This is a genomic window from Streptomyces sp. Q2 (assembly GCF_056820935.1).
Window position 1 is genome coordinate 35,417 of sequence record NZ_JBXEJE010000044.1, and the last position, 24,074, is coordinate 59,490.

Consider the following 24,074-nt stretch of genomic DNA (forward strand, 5'->3'; position numbering starts at 1 on the left):
CTGGAACAGGGCAGAGCCACGCTCCGGCGGCGCACTGTGCGGTGAACCCCCCGTCGGGATACAGAAGTTGATGGGGAGGTTGATGGGCCAGTCAGGTCCGCGGGCTTCACCGAGCGCGGACCGGCTGACCGGCATGGGGTTCTACGAGATCGGAATGCGGAGTCGGCTCAATCAAGGGCGAGCCACTGTGCGCGTCGTACGGGCACGCGGGCCGTTGTCGCGCACGCTGCGGCCGGTACGTACTACTCCGCGGGCGTCCGCTTCATCGTGCTGTCCGGCTCCGGCTCTGTGTGGGGGGGCATGCCGTACCTCCGTGCTGATGTGCTGGACGTGCTGTGAGGCGGTAGGGCGCCTCTGCCGGACATCCTGGTGGAGTGGTCCTCTCGGTCAGCGGGCCTGGCCGATTCCTGGGGGGAATCCCTCACGAACGGGGGAGGACCACGGCCGGGCGGCCCTCCATCACGGCCAGGGCCAGGTCCAGCCGTGAGCGGCAGCCCGTCTTCGCGAACGCCTGGGTGAGGTTGTTCTCTACGGTCTTCTCACTCACCTGGAGTTCCCTCGCGATCTGCCGGTTGGTCAGGCCCCGCCCGACCAGAGCGGTGATGCGCCCTTCCAGGCCGGACAGGGCGGTGGTGGCGGTGGGGATGGTACGAGCGCTGTCGTCGTGGGTCGTCGGGGTCACGCCGGACACCCGCAGCGACTCCGTGATCGTCGTCTGATGGATGCCGTCGCCGAGGCTCCGGGCGATCTCGTACGCCTCCTGGTTCCAGGGACGCGGGACGTCGGCCAGGTACGCGACGGTCATGTACGCCCGCAGCAGCTCGCTCCGCCCGCCGTGCTCGCGCAGGACGTCCACCGCCGTGTGCGCGCTGACGACGTCGCGCTCGGCGAGGGCGCGGATGATGAGTGTGGCCGCCCGTAGTCCTGTACCGCCCAGGCGGGCGTGCCACCGTTCCGCCTCGGCACGCAGGCGGGGCAGCAGTTCCCGGCGACCGCCCTCCCCCCACTCGGCGAACGCGAGCCGGACGAGCAGCCCGCCGATGCCCACCACCACGCCTGCCTCGTCGGTCCCGTCGGCCTGTTCTGCCGCCTCTTCGCAGGCGGCCCAGCCCAGTTTCCGGGCCCGCTCCCACTCCCCGGTCCGATAGGCGAGGCCCATGACGGCCCAGGCACGCAGTGCGGGGAAGGGGCAGTCGTTCCCCGTCAGTTCCAACCACGTGGCGCTCTGCTCGTAGGCGCCCAGAGTCGAGTGCACCTCCGCGGCGATCAGGCGGACGGCGTGGTGGACGGGGGTGTGGGGCGGGCCCGCCAGTTCGAGCGCGCGGGCCTCGGACGGGATACCGGCCCAGTTCCCGGCCCGGTAGTCCCGCATGATGCGGGCGTGGGCTGCCAGTGGGCCGGTGACCGGTTCGCCGCAGCCTGCCGTGCCGAGCACCCGCCGGAAGAGGGACACTGGATCGAAGCCGTCCCCGTCCCCGTCGGCGTCGGTCGTGTCGGTACAGGTTGCGTAGACGCAGGCCGCGTCGGTGCAGGTCGCATGGGTGCCAGCCGCATACGTGCCGGGCGGCTCGTCCTCGGAGGGGCCGTCGAGGAGGAGACGGACGAAGACGGACGCGGCCTCGCTCGCCCGGAGCGGTTCCCGGCCGGTGAACCAGCGGGCGGCGAACTCCAGCGCGCCGTCGGCCGCCGGATCGCCGGCCAGGGCTTCGTACACCGGGACCGGCACCGGACGCCCGGTGTGCACGGCGGCCAGCGCCGCGTACGCCGCCAGGTCCGTACGCCGATGATCGTCACCGTCGGCGCGCACAGCTTCCGCCACAGTCTCGGCGAGCCCCTCGTAGTCCCCCGCCCGCACCAGCAGCGGCAACAGGGCGGCCAGGACGCGCGAGTGCGCCGGGTCATCAGGCTCGCAGTGCCGCAGGGCGGCCCGGTACCAGCGCGTGGCCCGGACGGGGCACGTCCCGAGCGCCCCGGTGGCTTCGCGTTCTAGGAGCGGTACGACGGAGGGGGTGGCCGGAAGCGCGGCGCCGGCGAGCGCGATGTGGTCGGCGAGCACCATCGGATCCGGCGACGGAGTGCGGTCGCCGCGCAGCAGGTGCTCGGCGAGCGCGCGGTGTACCTCGGCCGCCTCGTCCCGGGCGGTGCCCCGCAGTACGGCGGGGACCAGCGCCAGGCAGGGGATGCGCAGCACCCCGTAGTCGTCGCATTCCACAGCGCCGGCGGCGACCAGGCGGTCCACGATGCGACCGCAGGCGGCGAGTTCGTGGCCGGTGGCCGCCGCGAAGTCCGGGAGGTCGTCCAGGCAGAAGAGGCCGGCCGAGGCGGTCAGCGCGAGCAACTGCCTGCCGGTGTCCCCGCACTCCGCGACCCGCCGCACCAGAGCGTGGTCGAGAGGCAGCGCCGGCCCGGTCGCGGGGTCGTTCAGGCACAAGTGGCCCTGGAACCGGATGAGTTGGCCTTCGCGTCGGAGCGTCTCGAAGGTGTCAAGAACGGTGCCGGGGTTTCCGGCCAGCGGGCCCAGCGCGGCCCGCAGCGCGGGTGCCACGGCCTCGTCCAGCGGCTCGTGGGCGGCGTGGGCCAGCAGCTCGTCGATCCGCTGGTCCGGCAGTGGGCCCAGGTCGAGGACGCGATCCGCGAAGGTGGTCAGCGAGGACGAGGCCGAACGGGTCGGCCCGGTGGTCCACCCGTCCTCGCGGTACGTCGCCACGACCGTGCAGCCGACGCGGTGGGCGGCGGCCACGAGGAGCGCGGGGTCGGGGGCGGCGTGCACGTCGTCGATCAGTACGGCGCCGGGCGCGCTCCCGGTCAGGTGCGCGAAGAGCCGTACCAGCTCGGCGAAGAGGGCGGATCGCGCGAGGGCCGAGCAGTAGCTTTCCGGTCGGCACAGCCGGTTCACGGCGGCCAACGTGCCGGCCGGCGGGGAATCCCCGATGTCGGGAAAGGCGTTCCGGAACGCTTTCAGTACCGCACGCGCGCCGAACAGGTCCCAGCGCGGAATGGCGGCAGAGCAGCGAATCCGTACGATGCCGGGGCCGCGGGTGCGCCAGGTGCGGTGGACTTCCTTCAGCAGGGTGGTTTTCCCCATACCGGGCTGTCCCCGTACGAGGAGCAGCAGCGCGCGCCCGGACACCTCGTCGATGGCGGACAGTTCGGCGTCCCTGCCGGACACGGCTCCACCCCCTCTCCTCACCACCGCTCCCGCCCTCCCCGCCGTCGTATCGGCTCTCTTCGCCGCACAGGGACGCGGCCGGTTAGCATCTGGCTGACCTCCGTACTCAGCGAGGATTCATGCACACAGCGCACAGCTTTCCGTCTTACGAACGCGTTGCCGTCGAAACGCTCGCAGCGATCCGCGCGCCCGGATCCCCGAAACTCGTCGTGGTGTGCGGGCCCTCCGGTATGGAACTCGGATCCGTACTCGATGAACTGTCCGCGTACGACAGGGAGTTCAGGACCGAGGGTGCCCGCGCCGCCCCGGAAATGGTGCGCATTTCGTTCGCTGATTCTTCGCCCAAAGTGCAACTGTCCGACCGGCTGCTCCGGCGCGCGACCGCAGGCGAAAAAGCCGAAAAGGGCGAAAAACGCCGAACGATACTGGTGCTCAGTCATCTCCAGCACCTTTCCCCGGGCGAGTTGTCCGCGCTGGAAGCCCTGGTCCGGCAGCTGGACGGGACGAGTACGCGCTGCGTGTGCACCGTCACGCTGCCCGTGCCCCCGGCGTCCCGTACGGCCTTCGCCGCGGTGTTCGGCCGGCTGCGGCAGGACGGTCTTGTCCACCAGGTGAACCTGCGCCCGCTGTCGCCACGCCGGCTCGGCGACATGATCACCGCCGAGATGGAGGCCAGGGCCGAACCGGCACTGGTCAGCTGGGTGTGGCGCCTGACCCGGGGCTGGCCCGCCGTGGCTCGCGCGGTGCTTCGTACCGCCCGGGACCAGGGCCTCATCAGGGTGGTCGACCGGCACGCCCATCTCGTGGGCGGCGACTCCTGCCCGCGTCCGTCCGCCATCGACGAACTGGTGCTGCCCGTCCGTGAGACGGACGGCCCGGCCTGGGCAGCCGCCAAAGCCGTGGCCGTCCTCGGCCCGCTCGGCGAGGCCGTGCCCCGGCTGACAGCCGAGGCCCTCTCCGTCACCGAACAGGAAGCCCGTGACCTGCTCGCGCGGCTGGCGGACGCCGGCGTACTGCGCTACCGCCGGTCGGACTCCACCTGGGAGTACCGGCTGCCGCTGGCCGGAGCCGCCGTCGGGGCGGCGCTCGGCCCGTACGAGCGCCGGAGCCTGGCCCGGATCGCCGTGTCCGCGCTGTGGCAGGGCACCGCACGCTGCGCCGATCCCTCGTACCTGCCCGAGCAGCTCGCGGCCGCGGGGAAACTGGTGGACCCCGAGCGCGCGAGGACCGAGCTCCTGGCCGCCGCCGAGCGGTTGGCGCACCAGGGCGGCGACGCGTACGACGACCACCGCGCCGTACGGTGGCTGCGGGCCGCCGCGGATCTGACCACCGACCCGGCCGAGCGGCCCCGCCTGCTGCTGGAGCACGCCAAGATCTGCCTGGCGCAGGGCAGGCCCGAGGAGGGGCTGAACTCCTCGCGGCTCGTACTGCGGGCCCACCGCGACCAGCTGCGCCCGCACCAGTTGCTCGACGTCTGCTTCGCGCATCTGGCCGCCCTGTACCGGGCGGGCGAACTCACCACGCTCGAAAAGATCGCGGCCGATGGCACGCTCCAGCACCCCGGCCCGGACGATCCGCTGGAGCGTGCCGTCGCCCGCAGCTGTGCCCTGCTGCTGCTCGGCCGCTGGCGTGAGGTGTGTGAGGTGCTGGAGGCGGTCCGGCGGCACGACAGGAGCGGGCTGGTCGAGTGGCGGGCCGAATTCCTGGCCTCGACGGCGGAGTTGTGGCTGGGCACCACGGACGGTACGGAGCGGAGCAGGGCCACCCTGCCCGCTCGGCACCGTGCGGGAGAGGCGACGGCCGCCGAGGTGCACTCCCGGGTCGGCGAGCTGCTGACGCTGGGCGAGATCCGGCAGGCCGACCGACTGCTCGCCGACACGGGAAGGACCCCGGGGCAGCTGGGCCTGCCCAGCCGGATGCTCATAGCCCTCCATCGGGGGCGTCCGCGGGAAGCGATGGACCTGGCGCGCCGGAGTGCCGTCACCGGTGTGCACACCTGCGACGCCGTCCAGAGCGCGATGTACCACCACGCGGCGGTCCTGCTGGTCTGCGGCGGCAGGCTCACCCGCGCGAGCGAACTCCTCGCGCTGGCCCGCGCCAGACAGCCGATGCTGTCTCATCTTCTTGCCTCCGCTCAGGCTTTGTGTGAGTTGGTGTACGGGGAGGTCGACCAGGCGCGGTCGCTGCTGCGGGCGGCCGTGCGCCGCACCGAGTCGGACGGCGTGGTGGTGGGTACCGAACTGCTGTGGCTGCGGGTGGCCGACGTCGCCCTGAACATCGGCCGACCCGAGGTCCTCAAGCAGTGCCTGGCGAAGGTCGAGACAGTCGCCCGCAGGCTGGGCACCGAGCGGGCCGAGATGGCCCGCCTCGTCCTGCACGCGGCCGTGCACACCGACCATGACGCCGCGCGGGCCGCGAGGCGACTGGCCCAGCAGCGGCAGCAGCTCGTGGAGGAGAGCACCGTACTGGCTCATCTGATCCGCTACGGCATGGGTGACCCGGCGATGCTGCGGGACACGTACGACATGCTCGGCGAACTCGACGCGCTGATGCCCCGGTTCTGGCTGCGCCCCATCATGCGCACCCACGGAGTGCCGGTGCCGGGACGGCAGGCCACCGCCGAGGAGAACGAGCGGCTGCTCGCCGTACTCGTCTCCGAGGGCCTGACCAACAAGCAGATCGCCAAGATCCTGCGGACCAGCGAGAAGAGCGTCGAGGGACGCCTGTCGAGACTGTTCTCACGGACGGGCCACGGCTCACGGGTCGAACTCGCCATGGCGATGCTCACCGGTCGCCTCCACCTGTGAACCTGTGAGCCCAGGCCCTCCCCGTTACGACGTGCAGACATTCTTCAGTTCGTCGGCCGCGGCATCGATCTTGCTGGAGTCCGGGTCGGTGTCGCCGTTCAGGATGGCCTTGTTGTAGTCGGCGATCGCCTTGTTGAGGTCGTCGACCGCGTCGTTGACCTTGTCGTTGTCCGTCTTGTCGTCGATCTTGTCGAGGTTCTTCTCGATGGTGTCGAGGGATTCTTCGGTCCGCGTGGGGTCGTTCGCCGCGTCCAGGCCGGCCTTATGGATGGTCTTGAGGCTGTCGCCGATCGTGTCGGCGTTCCGGAGACAGTCCAGCGAGCCGTCGATGCTGTCGGGATCGCAGCCGGTGACGAGTCCGGCGGTCAGCGTGACGACGGCCATGGTGGTAACGAGGGCGACGGTGCGGCGTCCGCCTCGGCGGTTCGAAGCCATGGGGGTGGTCCCTTCTCAGGTGGGTTCAGTACGTGGCTGCGGGCCTGGTGGCGCGGGCCCGCAGCCCGGGAAGTCGGTCTCGATCCCTGCGAAAAAAGGCGGGGTGAAAGGAGAGGCGTTCAGGCTCGCTGCGTACGACTCCGCAGGAGGCCGACGCCCGCGCCGAGGGAGACGACGCCCATGCCTGCGCTGGTCAGGAGGCCCTGTGTGCCGTCGATGGCGAAGGGTGCGACTGCGGCGACGCTGAAGTTGAAGAGGAACAGGGACCACAGGGCGCGGCGGGAGGAGAGCAGAGCCTTCATGGGAGTTTCCTTTGGGGAGGATTAGGGAGAAGCTGCGGTTTGATTGCTTGAGTTAGGTAACCATGTATCTATTACTTGAGTCAAGCAACTTCTTTAGTGTGGCCAAACTGCGTTGACCAGGGACGATTTGCGGCTGCCGACGCGCTCGCGCTCGCCAGGGGCGGGAGGCCGCCCTCTTCAGGACATCGTCTTCGTAGATGACGACAGCTTCGCCGGCCGGCTGCATTTGCTGCCCGCCTGCAACGACGCCTTCCTGCTCGGCGTGCGCCTGTCCGGTGTCCGCGCCCGCGAGTCCGCCCTTGCCCCAGTCGAGAATGATTACGACGTAATCATCGTTGACTGCCCCCCGAGCCTCGGCCTGAGCATGGACGCTGCCGCCTACTACGGCCGCCGCCGTGACAACGAGAAGCCCGGACAGTCCGGCGCCCTCATTGTCGTCCAGGCCGAGGACAGCTCCGCAGACGCCTACGAACTTCTCACCACGCAGATCGAAGACCTGCGTAACGACCTCAAGGTCGACATCGACTACCTCGGAATCGTCGTCAACCTGTACGACTCCCGCCGCGGCTACATCGCCACGTCATCCCTCCAGGGCGGGGTCGACATAAAGGATCCGCGGGTCGTCGGGCTCATCGGAGACCTCAAGGAACAGAAGGAAGCAGTCCGCGTGAAGAAGCCGTTGCTGTCCTACGCGCCAAAATCGCAGCAGTCCGTCGGCATGCGCGCCCTTGCCAGGGAGGTGCTGTGAGCAAGGCCGACCAGCTGGGCAGCGGCCGATTCGGCGGGGGAGTGCGCCAAGTCAGCGCACATCGGCAAGCCGTCGCCGCCGCAACCGGGGTCACCACCGACGGTGTCGCCGCGCCCACCAAGCTCCCCCTCAACCGCATCAGCCCCAACCCTGACAACCCCCGCTCCAGCCTCGGTGACCTTACCGACCTTGCAGGCAGACTCCAGACACATGGCCAGAAGTAGGCAATCACGGTCATGAACCGAGACGCCTACATCAAGGCCAACCCCGACCGCGAAGCTGACCTCGAACCAGACGCCACCCACGTGGTCATCGACGGCAGCAGCCGGCTTGCTGCCGCCCGCGAAGCCGGGCTCGCCGCACTCAAGGTCATGGTCAGTGACGAACAAGGCGGCACGTCGGAGGAGCTCCTGGAGTCCGCCCAGTGGCGCGCGCACCCCCGACCACGGCCCGACCACGGCCCGACCACGGCAGGGCAGCACGCTGCGGCTCCTCCTCAGCCCTGTGCTGGTCCGGTGCTACGAGTGGAGCTCCTGGCGTACGTCCAGGTAACAGCGCAGCCGGATGCCGGGCTGTCCCGGATCCCGGGTCGGGCGGTCCGCCGCCGCGGTCGCCCACCGTGCGGCGAGCGGCTCCTGGACCGCGAAGGCGGTCTCGTCATCGGCGGCTGCGACCTCCACCACGGCCAGGCCCGGCACGGCCACATGCGCGTCATTGATATGCCTCAGCCTGGCAGTACGCGGCGTCGCTCCGAATGGGTTCTGCGCTCCTGCGAGGTTCACTCAACCGAGTCGTCGGCGGGCCTACGCTGACCGGCTCACCCCGTGCGGGTGATGCCCGAGGCCGGGGCCGGGGCCGGGGCCAGCATGGGTGTGTCCTTGGAGGAGCGAGAGCGTGCGTTATGCATTCCGGGTCTGCGGTCCTGCCCCGGAGAAAGCTGCTGAGGTGTTCCCGAGCTGGAAATTGCGACGCTGGGAGAGCACACGGTCTTGTACGGGGCTGTCATCGACGAGGCGCACCTGTTCGGTCTGCTGGCCCGCTTCCGCATGCTGGGACTTCTGGTCACGGAGATGCGGCAGGTGCCGGTATCAGCGGGGTAGTTCGCAGCGCCTTGTGCGACCGCCGCTGATAGCTCCGTCTAGAGCGGGGAGTTGCTCTCAGCCTGCACCCTGCTCTCGATCGACTTACCGCCGCCAACGCAGTCGTCGAGGAACTCGGAGAGTTGTGCAAGTGCCGCAAGCAGGCGTTCCGTCCGCTGCGTCTTCTCACCGCGTGCGGTGTCTAGGTAGAACACGATCAACCGGTCGATCCATACTCGCCAGTCTGGGTCCTGGAGTTTCTCGCAGAACTCGCGGTAGGTCAGAAGACGCTCGTCGCCGCGGACCCATACCGACTCGCCGATACTCGGCTGTGTCACGTAGTAGACACCGCCGTTGACGAGGAAGCCTCGTTGCACGCGCAGCAGCAGCGCCGCGAGGCGGGTGTCGTCCGTCGCGGACAAACGAAGGTAGGGGAAATCCTCCCGAACCTTCTTGAGCTGGGCAAACAGGCAGGACGTCAGGTAAACCGACGACATCAGCGCACAACCGGGTCCGGTGAACCAAGCGGCATCCTTCGCGGACACGTCTGCCGGCTCCTCGATGACCAGCATCCCAGCGTCCGGTCCACGGGTCGAGGTGTGGTTTCGTATTCTTGACAGCCTGAAGTGGTTTTCCACCAAGTGCAACCGGAGCGGGTTCAGGTACTTTGCATTCAATTCCTGACGCTGTCCATGCATCTCCCTGCGCCGCTGCTGACGTTCACTCAGAAAGATCGAGCACACCGTCACTACGACCGAAGTTGCTGCCGCTGCCAGAGCTGCCAGGGCGGTGTTCACAGGGGAACCTCAGACACGCCCGTCACCCCCAGTTGGCTGCCCCGGACTGGGCAGAGAGTCTCTCCTGACGGATCAGGTTTCCACAGTTGCCCTCAGTCGGAGGGCAACTTGAGCCGAACGACCCCGCATCGAGCCCGCAGATCGTTGGGGAGCGGCGGCCTCCGCAGCGTCGAACGCCACCGACGCACCCAGCACCGGAGGCGGTGTCCATGAGCGCACCCACACCCGCCGGACCCGCAGAACAAGGACGCGGACTCCAGCCGCCCGCCTTCGGCCGGCCTTCCCTGGCGCTGATCGCCCGAGCCGACCGCGGCTACGCCCGCTTCCTCGCCACCACCGTCCCCGCCGCCCCGAGCGACGGCGGCCAGGACGATGCGGCGAGGCAGCGATGAGCGGAGCTCACACCGCGCTCCGCGACCCCCACGGTCTGCTCGACGCCGAACTCCCGCTGGACCGCGCTCGTACCAGGCGCTCGTCACCGCCGTCCTCGCGTGACGGGACCACGCGGCGCAGCGGCTCGGGCACCGCGGTGCCGTCCATGCCCGAAAGCTAGAGGGCTTGATCGGCAAACTGCTGGCGAAAAGACACAGGTTAACCGCATTGGATACGTTTCGGTCGGCAGTGGGTGACCCAGTGAGCGGTAGTCCAGAACTGCCATGCGTTAAATCCAACAGGGCGTGACGACGGCGAGTTACTACTGAGCGGAACAGGCCACAAATCGATTGCTCGTACGAGCCTTACTTGACCTTTCGTAAATCTTACAGGCAGTAAATATATACGAACAGTGCGTAACATCTTACGCGGCGTACGCGCACGCCATGCGGGTCAGCAAACGCCGTGTCACACCGATGGCTGCGGCTTGCGAAACAGGGGTCAGCTCCCGCACTTGCCTGGGATTCAAAGGTTATACGCTCAGTAATCGCCGGGCTACCGCACGGCCGATCTGTGCAACGATTCCGCCCGGCGGTCGGTGGCACCTCACTTCACGCGACTTCCCGGTCCCGCGGGCCGGGAAGTCTGGCCCCTTGCCGTTACAGCGGCAGGAGCGCCTCCGAAAGGAGGTGAGTCGAATGCGAGGTCGTCACCGCCGACCGGACTCGCACCGGATAGGGGTCCTGGGCCAGGCAGTGGCGTTGTGGAGTGAGGCGGCAGCCGCCGTCTACTACACAAGCAAACTGCCGGAGTCGCCGCTCTGGAAGTGGGCGGTCAGCTCCCTAAGCGCATTAGGGAGCTGACCAGTCCTCAAGGCGGCTTCGAAGCCGCACGCATGCCCGTGCGTGCGGCTTCTGGCGTACCTGACACCCGGAGACCGGGCGCTCCCCAGGGTAGGCCCCAGACGCCCATCCGGGATGGGCCGTCCTACGCCGCCCACTCCAGTCCGAGCCCAGCGAGTTGCTGGATCTTGAACGGGTCAGCTTCGCGCGCCTGCTCTTGTTGGTGGACAGGAACTCACGGAGCTTCACTTCAGTCCCATCCGGCAGAGCCTTGATGCGAGAGCGACTGACAGGCCCTTCAGGCACGAGACGCACGTCACACCAAGCCCGATGTCACGGTTTCCGACCCTGCCAGCACTCCCTTGATGTGACGGGCGCACCGGGCGCCGCAAGCAGCATCGAGGGGGACAGGTTGCCAGAGACAGCAGTCGGGTTAGCGGCACTGGGCGCGATATTGGGCGCACGGCTGCTCTACCAGTGCATCCGCGGCAGGACGCAGGTCCAGCTGGCCCGCCTCACCCAGCAGGGCGCCAGCGACCGCGTCCGTGTCCTGCCGCCGGGCAGCAAGGTCACCGAACGCAGGGCCGGCGAGGAACTGCGCATCGAGGTCGGCACCGCCGGCCGTAGCCAGTCCGTCAGCCCCGCGCTGGAACGGCAGTGCCGCTCGGACAGGCCCGGCACCTGCTCCACGAACGTCCTGCGGGAACAGCTCTTCCAATCACAGAAGTACCGGCGCACCCGCAGCCGGACGACGACCCGGCGAGAGCTCAACGGCCGCTCGTCCAGAGCACGTCGGTACGTGCTGTGTATACGCCTCGCCTGATTCCGGCAGTCCGGGCACCGGCCCGGACGAGCGGTAGACACCGCCGCCACTATCAGGACGTCGCAGGAGCCGCTGACGCGCTCCACTCGCACATCAATCCCGGGAAACAGCACGGCCTCGACCGTCTCACTCGCCATGCCGGGACATACTCTGCCGAAACGATCCCTCGTTCACCTCGCTGACCTGGGGATTCACGGAACTGCGGCCAGAGCCGTGAAAATCCCCAGCCCTACTCTTCACGCCACTTGGTTGCGGGCTTAACCGTGCCGTCGCTTCGGAAGGATCGGCCCCACCATGTCTTCGCAGGACGAGCTCAGCCCAAGTCACGTTGTAAAAAGGGAGACTTGGAGCGGCAGGACGTGGTGGGAGACAGTGAAGACCAGCCACTTTGGAAGCGTGTGGCGGGGCGCCGGATGAGGAGGGACAGATGGCCGTGCCGAGGCTGCTGTGGGGGGAGCCGGACCCGAACCTTGAGCTGGCTGCGGATGCTGGTGACGTCGGGGCGATGAAAGCTCTCGGCAAGCACCTTTACGAATCCGGTGTCAGCCGGGAGCTCGCCGAGCGGTGGCTGCTCGCTGCTGCTGAGGCTGGGGATCCCGAGGCGATGTACCGCCTGAGCGGGATCTACTGGGACCGCGCTGTCAACAGGCACCCGAATGGTGATGCCGATGAGGCCAGGTCGGCCGACTGGTGCAGGCGTGCCGCGCAGGCGGGCTGGCCCGAGGCGGTGCGGGCCATGGGCGGGAAGAGCGGCATTAGCGCCCAGGAGCAGGAGTTCTGGCTTCGGCGCGCAGTGGAGGGCGGGGACCTATGGGCGATGACCTCTCTGGCAAGGCTGGCCGAGAAGCAGAAGCGGCCCGACGATGCTGAGCACTGGTACCGGATGGCCATCGACCACGGCGTGTCCTACGTGCGTACCGATTTGTCCTACCTGCTGGCGAGGCAAGGGCGGTTGAGCGAGGCGGAGGAGTGCGTGAGGCCGGAGGCCGAGGCGGGCTCGGTGCAAGGCGCCTGGCAGCTGGCCGAGGTACTGAAGAAGCTCCGGCGGAAGCAGGAAGCTGCAGCATGGCGGGAAACGCACGAGGTTCTGCGCGCCCGGGAAATTGAGGAGGGACTCCGTCAACCGGTTGGCGCCGGTCCGGAGCTCGCCACCGTCGCCGTCACCGCGCTGGTCACCACCGCCGTCGTGCCCTTCATCCAGGCACTCGTCGCCAAGGCTGCCGAGGATGCCTACGGGCAGGCCAGGGGCCTCGTCCGCCGGATGCTGCGCCGGAACGAGCAGCCAGCACCGGCGGCCGAGGCGATCGAACCGGCTGGCGGGCCCGTCGGAGAGTCCGCCGGGGAAGACGAACCCGGCCTCCTCGTCGCCGACGACGCGGAGGCGGGGATCACCCTCTTCGTGTGGTCGAATGCCTCGGACGAGGCACTGCGGGCCCTGTCGTCCCTCGACATGGACGAGCTGACCGTCCGCAGACCGGACCAGGGCAGGGTGCGCCTCGTGTGGCATCCCGCGACCGGCAGGTGGCACATCCGCGGGGAATGACCCACCGTGTGTGCGATCTAGCTACCGGATGGTTGATTGTCCCTTGGTGTCTCATCTTGGTTCCGAGGGCCGTGCAGGGTGGCCGAAGACCATCGCGGAGCGATGCTCAAAGAGTGCCCTTGACCCGGTCGTGGCGATCCGCACCGTCGGAGGCCGGCTGTCCCGTTGACCTGGGTTCGGTGGCGTGGGGGAACGGGTGGACGGGGGCACCCGTCATGCTCTCGGTTGTCCCTCCGGCCAGGTCCGGGGTTCAGGTTGTGCATGCAGGGCTGGGTGTCTGGCTGGGGAGGTACACCGACCGTTCCTGCGGGGTGAGGTCGCGGTTGACGGCCTGGCAGATCTCGCTGATCGTTCCGGCGGGGTCGGGCAGGGTCGCATCCCACAGTCGCGCGGTGCCGTCGTCGCTGCCGGTGGCGAGGGTGGTGCCGTCCGGGCTGAAGTCCACGGACGTAACGCTGCTGGTGTGTCCGGTGAGGGTGGCCCGGGTGTAGCCGGTGGCTACGTCCCGCAGTCGCGCGGTGCCGTCGTCGCTGCCGGTGGCGAGGGTGGTGCCGTCCGGGCTGAAAGCCACGGACGTAACGTTGCTGGTGTGTCCGTTGAGGGTGGCCTTGGGGCGACCGGTGGCTGCGTCCCACAGTCGTGTTGTGCCGTCGGTCCCGCCGGTGGCGATGGTTTTGCCGTCGGGGCTGAAGGCCATGATGCCGGCGGTGTGTCCGCTGAGGGTGGCGAAGGTGCGGCCCGTGGCGAGGTCCCGCAGTTGCGTCACGCCGACGATCTGGCTGTTGGGGTCCATCTCGCCGTGGCCGCCGACGGCGAGGACAGTGCCGTCCGGGCTGATGGCCAACGAGGTTACGGAGCCTTGGCCATCGAAGGTGGCTCTGTTTCGGCGGGTGGCTGGGTTCCAAAGTTTTACGGTGCCGTCGCTACTGCCAGTCGCCAAGGTGTCGCCGTTCGGGCTGAACACCATCGACTCAACGTCGTGCTGGGAACTGTTGAGGGTGGCTTGGCTGCGGCCGGTGGCCAGGTTCCACAGTTGTGCCCTGCCGTCGCTGCTGCCGTCATCGTCGCTGCCGGTGGCGAGGGTGCGGCCGTTGGGGCTGAAGGCTACGGACGTCACGTTGCCGATGTTGTTGAGGGCGGTCTTGGCGTGACGGGTGGCTACGTCCCACAGCCGCACCGCGCGTTCGCTGCTGGTGGCGAGGGTGCGGCCGTCCGGGCTGAACGCTACTGACGTCACCACGTTTGTGTGGCCGGTGAGGGTAGCCCGGCTGCGGGTGGCATTCCACAGTCGTGTTGTGCCGTCGTCGCTGCCGGTGGCCAGAGTACGGCCGTCGGGGCTGAAGGTTAGGGACGTCACGCTATTAGTGTTGCTGCTGAGGGTGGCCTGCGTTCGGCCGGTGACTGGGTCCCACAATCGCACTACGCCGTGACCGCTGCCGGTGGCGAGGGTGGTGCCGTCGGGGCTGAAGGCCACTGATGCCGCGCCATTGGTATGGCCGGTGAGGGTGGCCTTGGAGCTGCCGGTGGCTGTGTCCCCGAGTCGTGCTGTGCCGTCGCCTCCGCCGGTGGCCAGAGTCCGGCCGTCGGGGCTGACGGCCATGGAAGTCACGGAGCCGATGTTGTTGGTGAGGGTGGCCTGCGTTCGGCCGGTGACTGGGTCCCACAATCGCCCTACGCCGTGTCCGCTGCCGGTGGCGAGGGTGGTGCCGTCGGGGCTGAAGGCCACTGATGCCGCGCCATTGGTATGGCCGGTGAGGGTGGCCTTGGTGCTGCCGGTGGCTGTGTCCCAGAGTCGTGCTGTGCCGTCGTTGCTGCCGGTGGCCAAAGTCCGGCCGTCGGGGCTGAAGGCCATGGAAGTCACGGAGCCGATGTTGTTGTTGAGGGTGGCCTTGGTGCTGCCGGTGGCTGTGTCCCAGAGTCGTGCTGTGCCGTCGCCACCGCCGGTGGCCAGAGTCCGGCCGTCGGGGCTGAAGGCCATGGAAGTCACGGAGCCGATGTTGTTGTTGAGGGTGGCCTTGGTGCTGCCGGTGGCTGTGTCCCAGAGTCGTGCTGTGCCGTCGCCACCGCCGGTGGCCAGAGTCCGGCCGTCGGGGCTGAAGGCCACCGATTCCACGACGTGGACATGGCGGAGAGTGGCCAGGGTGCGGCCGGTCGCTACGTCCCACACCCGCACCGTACGGTCCCCGCCAGCGACCAGAGCACGGCCGTCGGAGCGGAAGCCCACAGACGCCGGGCTGCCAATGAACTTATTGAAGGTGGCCTTGGTGCGGGCGGTGGCCGCATCCCAGACGCGCACAGTGTCGTTGCTGCTGGTGGCGAGGGTGTGGCCGTCGGCGCTGAACGCCACCGATCTCACGCCGCCGGTGTGCCCGGTGAGGCGGTGTTGGAGGCGGAGGGCGGCTGCGGCGTAGAGGCTGGTGGTGGCCTCGCGGGTGGGGCTGGTCCGGTAGGCATGGATGGCCAGTAGCGAGGCGAGGTCGGAGTTGGCGTCCAGTAGGGCGGTGGATTGGGCTGCGAGCTGGCGTGAGAGCGCCTGGCGCTGCGCGGTGACAGCCCCTTGCTGTGCGGTGACGGCGGTCTGGCGTTGGTCGAAGGCCAGACCGGCGGCGGTTATGGCCATGACGAGCAGGACGGCCAGGGCGATGGCGAGGGTGTGGAGGCGCCGGGTGGTGCGGGCGGCGGTGCGTTGTTCGTGTCGGCGGGTGTCGAGGCTGGCGGTGAGGAAGGACTGTTCAACAGGGGTGAGGTGGTCTTGGCGTTCGGGCGTGAAGGCTTCTTTCGCCAGGGCCAGCTGGGTGCCGCGGTAGAGGGCTCCAGGGTCGCGGTCCAGCTGGTCCCACGTAGTGGCGGCTTCGGTGAGCCGACGGTGCTGGCGTAGGAGTTCGCGGTCGTGTTCGATCCAGGTGTGCAGGCGGGGCCAGGAGGTGATGAGTGCTTCGTGGGCGAGGTCGACGGTGTCGTCGTCGAGGGTGACCAGGCGGGCGCGGGCGAGGTGGTCCAGGACCAGGGCGGTGTCGGCGGGTGCGGGCCCGCAGGTGGCGAGTTCCGTGCGTTGGGCGGGGCGGCGGGTGTCGTGGGCGCCTTCGCCGGGGGTGATCAGCCGCAGCAGGAGGCGGCGGGTGAGGGCGGCTTGTTCGGGGGAGAGCTGGGTGTAGAGGTGTTCGGCGGTGTGGGCGATGGCGCCGTGGACGCCGCCAGCGGCTTCGTAGCCTTTGAGCGTGAGGGTTTTGCCGCGGCGGCGGCGCCAGGTTTCCAGTAGGGCGTGGGACATCAGCGGCAGCCCACCGGGCTCATCGACGACATCGGCAACGACCCTGGAGGTCAGGGCGCGCTCCAGGGCCAGGCCATCAGCTGCGGCGGGTTTGACGATCGCCTCGCGCAGCTCCTCCGGCGTCATCGGGGCGACCAGCACGTTTGCCGCGCGTAGGGCTTCGGCGAGGTGGCGGTGTTCGGCGCAGTGGCCGTAGAAGTCCGCTCGCACGGCGATGACCACGCGCAGGTGGCTGTCGGGCTGCAGGGCGGTCAGCAACAGGTCGATGAACTGAGTGCGCTGGGCGGGGTGCTGGCAGAGGGTGAAGATCTCCTCAAACTGGTCGATCATGACCCAGGTGTCCGCGTCGCCGTCCAGAGGGATCAGCGCGTGGGCGTGGGCGGTGGGGTTTCCGCCCGGGGTGAGAATCCGGACGGCCGCTGGCCGGGCCGTGGGTGAGGTCTGGTGTTGCAGGGCGGGGATGAGTCCGGCCCGCAGCAGGGAGGACTTCCCGCTGCCGGAGGTGCCGACCAGGGCCGCGAACCGGTGCTCGCGCGCCAGGCCTGCCAGGTCGGCGACCAGGCGGTCGCGGCCGAAGAACCGGTCGCGGTCACCGGGCTCGAAACGGGCCAGACCCTGGTACGGCGCCACCGCCCCGTCATCACCCGGCGGCTGTGCGGCCTCCTCCAGCGCCGCCTGCCGCCAGCGCTGCTCCCACTCCTGGGCGTCCCCGCCGCACGCCTGCACGTAGGCCAGGACAACGCGCAGCGAGGGCAGCCGCTCGCCCGCGGCGGCTTCAGACAAGGTCGGGGCTGAATACTCGACACGTTCGGCCATAGCGCGGTAGGTGGTCCCGCCGGACTCCTGGCGCAGTGTGCGCAGTTGGTGGGCGAAACGCTGGACTGGACCGGCCTCGGGATCCAGCGGACTTTCACGGCGACCCATCTTCTGCTTCTCCTTCTGCGGCGGAAACGACGTGGCCAGCGATCCCGATCGTGCGGCAAGCCGTATCGGCTTCCCTGCGATCTCGACCAAGGTTGTAGTACACCGGCGCACTGCGAACCCGTTGCGGTTTTCTGGGAGTGCCCGTGTTCCCTCCTCCGCAGAGAACACGGGGCACTGCGGCCGACAACGACCGGCCCCCCAACTGCCCACCTCACGCCGGGCTGCGGGTGCGGGTGCGGGTGCGGCGAGATCGCCGAATCGATCGGATCTGGGTGGCCGCGCATCACCCGGGGCGGGCGCTGCTCCACGCGTCGGCCGTCGCCACGGCTCACGGACCCGGACTTCGTGGTCCTGGACGAGTGGTTGTGCGCGTCGCGATGACCGTGCTGGCACGCTCCAAGGGGCGGCCGGGCTTTCCGCGAGGTGCCCCTTGTCTGGCAGGTGTCCATGGAGACGGCGGTCCAGCCTGACTGGACCGCCGTCCCTCCCCCTCGGGCCGTGGATCAGGCGATGACTTCCGCGGTCGTGAGCAAGAAATCACCGTCGTACAGGTCGACGGTGACGTGGGTCCCCTCGGCGATGCCCAGGTCGACGATCTTGTAGTCGATTACGTTGCTCGTGCCGGGCGGCCGGACCGGGCCGGTCCGGTGGTAGGCACCGCTCCCGTCGAACCACCCTGCTTCCGCCCAGATGCCGTCGCCGTCGTTCTTGGTGTCGTACACCCAGAGTTTCTCGGCGTAGGGGTGGAACTCCACCTTGGCGATGTACGAGCCGCCGTAGTACAGACTGACCTTGGCTGCGTAACCTCCGGCGTCCTTCTCGAAGTACGTGCCGTCGAACGGATCGCTGATCGAGCACGGGCAGTTGTCGGTGTCGCGGTAGTTGATGGTGTCCGTCGGGTAAGGCGCGTACGCCTGGGCCGGTGCGACTGCCGTGCCGAGCAGGGCTCCTGTCGCCAGGGCCACCCCTGCGGCGAGTCTCAGCGTCCTCGGCCACACGCGGCCGGCTGATGATGTGGTTGCAGCTGAGGAGTCCGCAGCGACGCCCCTACGAGTCTTCATGGTTGATCTCCTTCTTCTTCGTGTGTGAGACGGGGTCGCTCCACCCATGGTGGTGTTGCCGGGTGGGCGCGGCCGGTCCGGCTTGGGTCCACACAGGCGGTTGCGCCACGGGACGGCCCGATGCCGGCGACGGACGGCTGGTCCCGGGCTCCACGTCTCGGTCATGACCCGTGAGTTTCTGTCTTCAGACACTGGCGGTGCTCACACCGCCGAGCGAGCTTCCTGTGCTGCTCACGCCTTGCATCTGCCTGCGGAACTGCGGACGTGGTTTTGATCGGTCGCTCAGCGGTGTGCATGCCTCGATTGCAGCGGCCGCGGAGTTGGTTGGCACCCCTGTTCCCACTGCCTATCAACCGCTTCGCTGCACGCCGGCCGCGGTGGAGGGCACAGAGCGGTATCACCGCCGTCAGTCGCGCACCGGGTTCCCTGGCTGCGTAGGTGAGACTGGAGACTGGAGCGCTTATCCCTGGAGACGGACGCACAGGCCACTCTCCCCGCCCAGCCAGACCACGCCGCCGACCCCGGCGACACCACCACCGCGCCGAGGACGCCGACTGCCGGGACGACGACCAGGCGGTGGTACTGCGCCAGGCCCACGAACACCACCTGCCACAGATGATCCCTCGCCGCCCTGCGGGGGCGGGCCCGCGTTGGCGAAGACAACTTCCCGGCTCCGGCGGGCAAGCGCGGGGGCTGAACTCCTCTATCGCGTCGGCGACCTCAAGCTTTGGGCACGCAACCGGCCCCGCGCCGCCTCCGGCACCACCGGACATGGACTGACCGCCCCGGCCGCCGAAGTCCGCGGCCCGACTGCTGTCCGGCACCCTGATGAGCCGACGCCTCACCCGCCGCAAGGCCCGCCCTGCCGAGCGGCGCAGGCCGGGACCACCGGATCCGTCGGCCTGCACAAGTGGGTGGAGATCCTGGAGTGGCACTTCCCGCCGGAGCTCCCCGACCCCGACCACACCACCAGGTAGACCGACCGCACGCTGCCGCCAACCCCGACCATGACCCCGACCACGGCAGGTCAGCGTGCTGGCGTACCTCGCCGGCCACGCTTACGTCCGGTGTTCCTCGAGGAAGTCGTCTGGGCGGGTGCCTTCGTCGCCGTTTTCCGTGCCGAGGCCTTCTTTGCGGGCGTGGCAGGCGCCTCGTACGGGTCAGCGTTGCCCGCCTCGCCGCGCGCCGAACGGGCCTTGTCGACGGACTGCTGCAGCGCGGCCATCAGATCCACCAGCTGGCCCGGCCGGGCTGCCGGCGCCGGGGCCTCCGGCAGCTGGCGGTCGTCCCGCTTCGCTTCGACTACCGCATGCAGAGCGTCGGTGTAGTGATCGGCGAACTCCGGGCCTTCGAGACTGTCGAGCGTCATGGCCTCGATCAGGACCAGGGCTTCGGCGATCTCGTTTTCGTCCAGATGGGAAGCAGCGGGTGCCACGGCGGAGAGGTCGCGGATTTCGTCCGGCCACAGCAGGCCATGCAACGCGATCACGTCCCCGCGGATCCGCAGCAGACCCAGCCGCTCACGGCCGTGCCACGCGTGACCGCGACCTTGCCGCGGCGTTCCAGCGCCTGGCGCAGCAGGACGTAGGGCTTGGCGGCGGCGGTGCCCTGCGGCTGTAGGTAGTAGCCGGGGCCGATGCGGAGCGGGTCGACGGCGGCGGCCGGCATGAACGCGACCAGCTCAATCGTGCGTGCTGTGGTCAGCGGCAGGGCCCGCAGCTATTCGTCCGTGACCGGGATGACCCGGCCGTCCGGGAGTTCGTAGCCGCGCCCTATGTCCCCGAAGGTGACCTCGCGGTCCTCTGCCTCGCACCAGTAGCGGTTGCGTACCAGGCCGTTGTCGGCGGTGTGGATTCGGCGGAAGCGCACGCTGTTGCCTTCGTACTGGTCAAGTACCTCTTGGTCGGAGCACAGGATCAGACGAAGGCCGTGTTCACGCCCCCGGAATCCTCGTACGAGCGATCACGTTCGGGACATCGTTCGAGGTCAGACCATAAAGAACAAGCTCAGATACTGCTTCCCCACAACCCGGCGGCTACGGCCGCCACCCATTCCTCGCTCCAGATACGACCACGAGCCGGTCCGTCTGCCCATGCCACTCAGGTTTCAAGGACACACCGTGCGGTACCTCACCCCCGTGGGTACATAACGCGCCCATTCCTCCCGTGTGAGTGAACGCTGGGTCTCTCGGCACAACAGCGGCTTCGCACCGTACAGATGGTCCATCGGCCAGATCCTCACGAAGCCGTCGCTGTGGCCAAGGGCGAGATGTCTTCCGTCGGGGCTGAACGCCGTGCTCATGACGGAATCCGTGATGTCCGCGTACAGATGGGCCAAGTCTCCTATGGGTTCGCCGATCTGTTGCTGTGTGGCGACGTCCCACAGGCGGGCCGTCGCATCGAAACCGCCAGTGGCCAGGATTCTGCCGTCCGGGCTGAACACTCCTGAGCTCACAGGTCCGGTGTGGCCGGTCAGCGGCCGGCCGCGCATTCGATGGTCGGCGACATCCCACAGGCGGACGGTTCCATCGTCGCCGCCGGATGCGAGCGTCTTGCCGTCCGGGCTGAACGATGTCCAGTTGACCTCGTTGAACGGCCCGGAGAGGGGACGGCCGAGTGGCCGGTGGCTAGCCGCGTCCCACAATTGTATTCTCCCGTCCGCACGCCCGGCCGCCAGTGTCCTGCCGTCAGGACTGAAAGCCACCGACAGTGAGTCATGACGGTCTCCGGGACTCACGAGGGCCTTTCCGGCCTGCCGATGGGTGCTGGTGTTCCACAACCGCACCACGTGATCGTCAGCGGCTGTGGCCAGGAGTTCTCCGTCCGGGCTGAATGCGACCGCGTAGACTTGGGATCCTCCTCCGGTGAGGGGTTCACCCCTCGCCTCGTGCGTGGATGGGTCCAGCAGCATGACAGAGCTGCCTCCGCCGGCGACCGCCAGAGCGGTGCCGTCGCGGCTGAACGCGGCCGCATTGACGGATCCTTCGTTGCTGTAGAACGGGGGGTCGATTGCCTCGCCCGTCAAGACGTCGTAGAAGCGCAGGGTGCCTTCGTTGCCCCCGGTGACCAGCGTCTTGCCGTCCGGGCTGTACGCCACCGTGTACAGGTCGCCGAGCAACTCATCGGCGTGGTGGCCGATGGGCCGGGGAACGCGCACGTTCCACAGCCGTGCCGTGCCGTCGCCGCTCGCGCTGGCTAGCGTTTTGCCGTCCGGGCTGAACGCGACCGCCGCGACGGTACTGGTGTGGCCTTTCAAGGGTTGGCCGATCTGCCGACGGGTCGCCGCTTCCCACAGGCGTACGGTGGAGTCGTTGCCGCCGGTGGCCACAGTCTTGCCGTCCGGGCTGAACGCCACCGACACCAGTGTGTGGGGCGGGCCAGGGAGCGGCTTGCCCACCATCCGTCGTGTTTCCGCATTCCACACCTGCGCATAGGCATCGGCATTGGTCGTGACCATGAACTTGCCGTCGCGGCTGACCTCCAAGCTGGCGCAGGGGAGGGAGTGGAGGAGGGGCTGGCCGGCCTGGTGGTGGGTGAGGGTGTCGAAGAATCGAACCGAGCCGAGGGTTTCGTCACCAAGCTCCATGCCGCAGACGGCCAGAAGGTCACTGTCCGGGACGAACTGCACATCACTCACCCGCTCGTACGGAGTGGGGATGGGTGAGCCGATCTGTTTGCGGGTGGCCACGTCCCACAAGCGCACCGAAACGATGTCTGCGGTAGCCAGGACCGCGCCGTCCGGACTGAGCGCCAGCGCGACGACCGAATCGTCGGCGGAGGAGTGGACTTTAAGGGGGGCGCCGGTTTTTCGGCCCGTGGTCACGTCCCAGAACCGGACCGTGCCGTCACCGCTGCCGGTCGCAAGGGTCCGGCCGTCCGGGCTGAACACCGCCGAGTGGACGATGTCGGTGTGGCCGGTGAGGGGTCGGCCGATCTGCCGGTGGGTGACCGCGTCCCACAGACGTACCGAGCCGTCGTACGACGCCGTGGCGAGAGTCTTGCCGTCCGGGCTGAAGGAGACATCGACGACCCGGTTAGTGTGGCCGGGCAGGACGGCAAGGCCTGGCTGGGCCGCCGCGGCCAGCAGACCGTAACGGGAGTCGGCGGAAGGGTGGATACGCCAGGCCGCGAGGCTCTGGAGTTTGGCCAGCGTAGGGTCACCGTCGCCGAGGGCCGCGCTCTGCCCCACCAGTTGGCCGGCAGCGGCGTTGTCACGCTGTTCGGCAGCGTCCCGGCTGGCCCGGTAGGTCACAAGACCGGCAGCCGCCAGACCCAGCACCAGCACCATGAGGAAGGCGACGAGGCCCCGCCTCCGCCGAGCCCGGGCTCGCGCGGCGTATTCGCTGGTCGCGAGAAACGAACGTTCATCCGCGCTCAGAGCGCTGTAGCGCACAGGATCCGCCTGGATCCGCGACGCGGCGCCGACGGCGATCTCCAGTCGGCCGCCGCTGTAGAGATACGAGTGGTCACGGGCCTGGCCCGCCCACTCCGCTGCGTCCGATCGCAGCCGGGCGCGGGTGATACGGTCGGCGTCCATCTCCGCCAGCCAGGAGTCCCGCAGCAACGGCCAAGCGGTCAGTAGCGCTTCATGGCTGATCTCCACCGTGTCGGCCCCGAGGATCAGCAGCCGCTGATCGGCGAATGCCTCCAACACGGTGTCCACGTCCCGCGACTGCGCCCGCGTCTTTCCGGCGTGCAACTCTTCCCGGGTGACCCTGCCGGCCAGTTTGATCCCGTCTTCGCCCACGGCGGCCAGCCCGGTGAACACCTGCCGCGCCATGACCTGCTGGTCTGCCGTGAGGGTGCTGTAGGCACTGTCCGCGCTTTGCGCGACCGCCCCGTCGATGCCGCCGGCCCGCGCATAGTCGGCGAGCGTGAGCGTCGTCGCGCCAGGATGGGCACGCCACGCCTTGTCCAGGGCATACGAAAGATGCGGCAGCAGCCCCGCCGGTGAGGCAGTCGCGCCGCTTGCGTCCCGCGGCCTTGTGCGGAACACGTCCAGAAGCGCCGTGACCAGGGCGGGATCCACCTGGCGCTCCGCGACGCGCGCGGGTTGGGTCACTGCCGCCCGCAGCTCCAGTTCACTCATCGGCATGACGAGATACCGGCTCTGGACCGCCTCGGCCAGCTGAGGATAGGTGGTACACCGAGCCTCGAAGTCCTCACGCACCAAGATCAGTACCAGCGCCGCTGGCATCTGATTTTCTCCTTGCGGCACGGTGGCAGCAGCGGCCAGCGCGGTGATGAACGCCTGCCGTTGACGCTCATCGGGGCACCGAGTGAACAGTTGTTCGAATTGGTCGATCACCAGGAACAGCCGCTCCTGCCCCGCCGCAGCACCCGCACCGCCTCCCTGAGCAAGGGCTGCCTGACGCGCCGTCAGGGCGAAAGACGCCGGATCATGGTCCAGACGGCTCCGTACGGCCGAAGCGTCCGCATGGGCCAACGAGGCGACACGGGCGGCCAGTTCGTCCAACGGCGTTCTCGACGGCGTGAACAGCTGACACGGCCACGTCCGAGCCTGCGGCAGACCCGGCAGGCCGACCCCCCGTACCTGAGGCAGGACTCCGGCCCTCACCAAGGACGACTTACCGGCACCGGAGACGCCCGACACCATCAACGGGCCCTGAGCGGCGGCGCAGTGCGCCATCCGGTCCAGTACGGATCTGACGGCATCGTCGCGGCCGAAGAAGAAAGGCGCGTCCCGCTCCTCGAACGCGCCTAGCCCGCGGTAGGGGGACTCGACTTCGCCCGAGATACTGATCAGCGGCGGCGCGCCGGACCGGTCGGTCCATGTGCGGTCGCTGTACCGATAGTTGATCTGCGTGTTGTGGTTGCCGAACTGTGCGTGGTCGATCCGCTCCGCGCTGATATCCCATGAACCTGGTTCCACTGCCGCCCC

The 24,074-nt window shown here is 68.8% G+C and carries 16 protein-coding genes and 3 pseudogenes; 7 read left to right on the forward strand and 12 right to left on the reverse strand.

The features are described from left to right. Positions 1 to 421 precede the first annotated feature (421 nt). Positions 422 to 3,169, reverse strand: a complete 2,748-nt coding sequence (locus ACWBNA_RS37815) for an AAA family ATPase (protein ID WP_482709067.1) — start codon at positions 3,167 to 3,169, stop codon at positions 422 to 424. A gap of 428 nt (positions 3,170 to 3,597) precedes the next feature. Here ACWBNA_RS37815 and ACWBNA_RS37820 point away from each other — a divergent pair, with 428 nt between their 5' ends. Then, positions 3,598 to 5,976, forward strand: a complete 2,379-nt coding sequence (locus ACWBNA_RS37820) for a helix-turn-helix transcriptional regulator (RefSeq protein WP_482709068.1) — start codon at positions 3,598 to 3,600, stop codon at positions 5,974 to 5,976. Between the two features lie 24 nt (positions 5,977 to 6,000). On the opposite strand, the gene ACWBNA_RS37825 is transcribed toward ACWBNA_RS37820, so the two are convergent. Together ACWBNA_RS37825 and ACWBNA_RS37830 are read right to left on the reverse strand one after the other, a co-directional pair. Then, positions 6,001 to 6,411, reverse strand: a complete 411-nt coding sequence (locus ACWBNA_RS37825; RefSeq protein WP_482709069.1) for a hypothetical protein — start codon at positions 6,409 to 6,411, stop codon at positions 6,001 to 6,003. A 119-nt stretch (positions 6,412 to 6,530) separates the two neighbouring features. Continuing rightward, complete coding sequence (locus ACWBNA_RS37830; RefSeq protein ID WP_482709070.1) at positions 6,531 to 6,713, reverse strand: hypothetical protein; 183 nt, start codon at positions 6,711 to 6,713, stop codon at positions 6,531 to 6,533. Between the two features lie 184 nt (positions 6,714 to 6,897). On the opposite strand from ACWBNA_RS37830, the pseudogene ACWBNA_RS37835 reads away from it, so the two are divergent. Together ACWBNA_RS37835 and ACWBNA_RS37840 are read left to right on the forward strand one after the other, a co-directional pair. Next, a pseudogene (locus tag ACWBNA_RS37835) lies at positions 6,898 to 7,461 on the forward strand (ParA family protein); the annotation flags it as partial. After that, positions 7,458 to 7,883: pseudogene (locus ACWBNA_RS37840) on the forward strand (ParB N-terminal domain-containing protein); the annotation flags it as partial. The pseudogenes ACWBNA_RS37835 and ACWBNA_RS37840, both read left to right, overlap by 4 nt. Positions 7,884 to 7,979: 96 nt before the next feature. Here the strand turns inward: ACWBNA_RS37840 and ACWBNA_RS37845 are convergent. Next, on the reverse strand, positions 7,980 to 8,189 hold the full coding sequence (locus ACWBNA_RS37845) for a DUF6207 family protein (protein WP_482709102.1): 210 nt from the start codon (positions 8,187 to 8,189) through the stop codon (positions 7,980 to 7,982). A gap of 166 nt (positions 8,190 to 8,355) precedes the next feature. Here ACWBNA_RS37845 and ACWBNA_RS37850 point away from each other — a divergent pair. Beyond that, a pseudogene (locus ACWBNA_RS37850) lies at positions 8,356 to 8,561 on the forward strand (hypothetical protein). A gap of 38 nt (positions 8,562 to 8,599) precedes the next feature. On the opposite strand, the gene ACWBNA_RS37855 reads toward ACWBNA_RS37850, so the two are convergent. Beyond that, positions 8,600 to 9,337 carry a hypothetical protein gene (locus tag ACWBNA_RS37855; protein ID WP_482709071.1) on the reverse strand — a complete coding sequence of 246 codons (738 nt, stop codon included), beginning with the start codon at positions 9,335 to 9,337 and terminating at the stop codon, positions 8,600 to 8,602. A gap of 209 nt (positions 9,338 to 9,546) precedes the next feature. Between ACWBNA_RS37855 and ACWBNA_RS37860 the strand changes: the two genes are divergently transcribed. Continuing rightward, positions 9,547 to 9,729 carry a hypothetical protein gene (locus tag ACWBNA_RS37860; RefSeq protein ID WP_482709072.1) on the forward strand — a complete coding sequence of 61 codons (183 nt, stop codon included), beginning with the start codon at positions 9,547 to 9,549 and terminating at the stop codon, positions 9,727 to 9,729. Further along, a complete protein-coding gene (locus tag ACWBNA_RS37865) occupies positions 9,726 to 9,890 on the forward strand; it encodes a hypothetical protein (RefSeq protein ID WP_482709073.1) in 165 nt (54 codons plus the stop codon). Before ACWBNA_RS37860 ends, ACWBNA_RS37865 begins: the two co-directional genes overlap by 4 nt. A gap of 1,132 nt (positions 9,891 to 11,022) precedes the next feature. On the opposite strand, the gene ACWBNA_RS37870 is transcribed toward ACWBNA_RS37865, so the two are convergent. Next, positions 11,023 to 11,511, reverse strand: coding sequence for a transposase family protein (locus ACWBNA_RS37870; protein WP_482709074.1), 489 nt, complete (start codon positions 11,509 to 11,511; stop codon positions 11,023 to 11,025). 290 nt (positions 11,512 to 11,801) lie between these two features. Between ACWBNA_RS37870 and ACWBNA_RS37875 the strand changes: the two genes are divergently transcribed. Then, positions 11,802 to 12,917: a hypothetical protein gene (locus ACWBNA_RS37875; protein WP_482709075.1), complete on the forward strand. Its 1,116-nt coding sequence runs from the start codon at positions 11,802 to 11,804 to the stop codon at positions 12,915 to 12,917. A 250-nt stretch (positions 12,918 to 13,167) separates the two neighbouring features. Here the strand turns inward: ACWBNA_RS37875 and ACWBNA_RS37880 are convergent, their stop codons facing one another. The 6 genes from ACWBNA_RS37880 to ACWBNA_RS37905 all read right to left on the reverse strand — a co-directional run bounded on the left by ACWBNA_RS37880 (position 13,168) and on the right by ACWBNA_RS37905 (position 24,065). Continuing rightward, positions 13,168 to 17,112 carry an nSTAND1 domain-containing NTPase gene (locus ACWBNA_RS37880; RefSeq protein ID WP_482709076.1) on the reverse strand — a complete coding sequence of 1,315 codons (3,945 nt, stop codon included), beginning with the start codon at positions 17,110 to 17,112 and terminating at the stop codon, positions 13,168 to 13,170. A gap of 503 nt (positions 17,113 to 17,615) precedes the next feature. Further along, positions 17,616 to 18,173 (reverse strand): hypothetical protein, encoded by a 558-nt coding sequence (locus ACWBNA_RS37885; RefSeq protein ID WP_482709077.1) that lies wholly within the window; start codon positions 18,171 to 18,173, stop codon positions 17,616 to 17,618. Between the two features lie 1,027 nt (positions 18,174 to 19,200). After that, positions 19,201 to 19,662, reverse strand: a complete 462-nt coding sequence (locus tag ACWBNA_RS37890) for a hypothetical protein (RefSeq protein ID WP_482709078.1) — start codon at positions 19,660 to 19,662, stop codon at positions 19,201 to 19,203. After that, positions 19,659 to 19,841 carry a Ku protein gene (locus ACWBNA_RS37895; RefSeq protein WP_482709079.1) on the reverse strand — a complete coding sequence of 61 codons (183 nt, stop codon included), beginning with the start codon at positions 19,839 to 19,841 and terminating at the stop codon, positions 19,659 to 19,661. The genes ACWBNA_RS37890 and ACWBNA_RS37895 overlap by 4 nt, the downstream gene beginning before the upstream one ends. A 51-nt stretch (positions 19,842 to 19,892) precedes the next feature. Then, positions 19,893 to 20,042: a hypothetical protein gene (locus ACWBNA_RS37900; RefSeq protein WP_482709080.1), complete on the reverse strand. Its 150-nt coding sequence runs from the start codon at positions 20,040 to 20,042 to the stop codon at positions 19,893 to 19,895. A 237-nt stretch (positions 20,043 to 20,279) separates the two neighbouring features. Next, positions 20,280 to 24,065: an nSTAND1 domain-containing NTPase gene (locus tag ACWBNA_RS37905; protein WP_482709081.1), complete on the reverse strand. Its 3,786-nt coding sequence runs from the start codon at positions 24,063 to 24,065 to the stop codon at positions 20,280 to 20,282. Between the last annotated feature and the right edge of the window lie 9 nt (positions 24,066 to 24,074).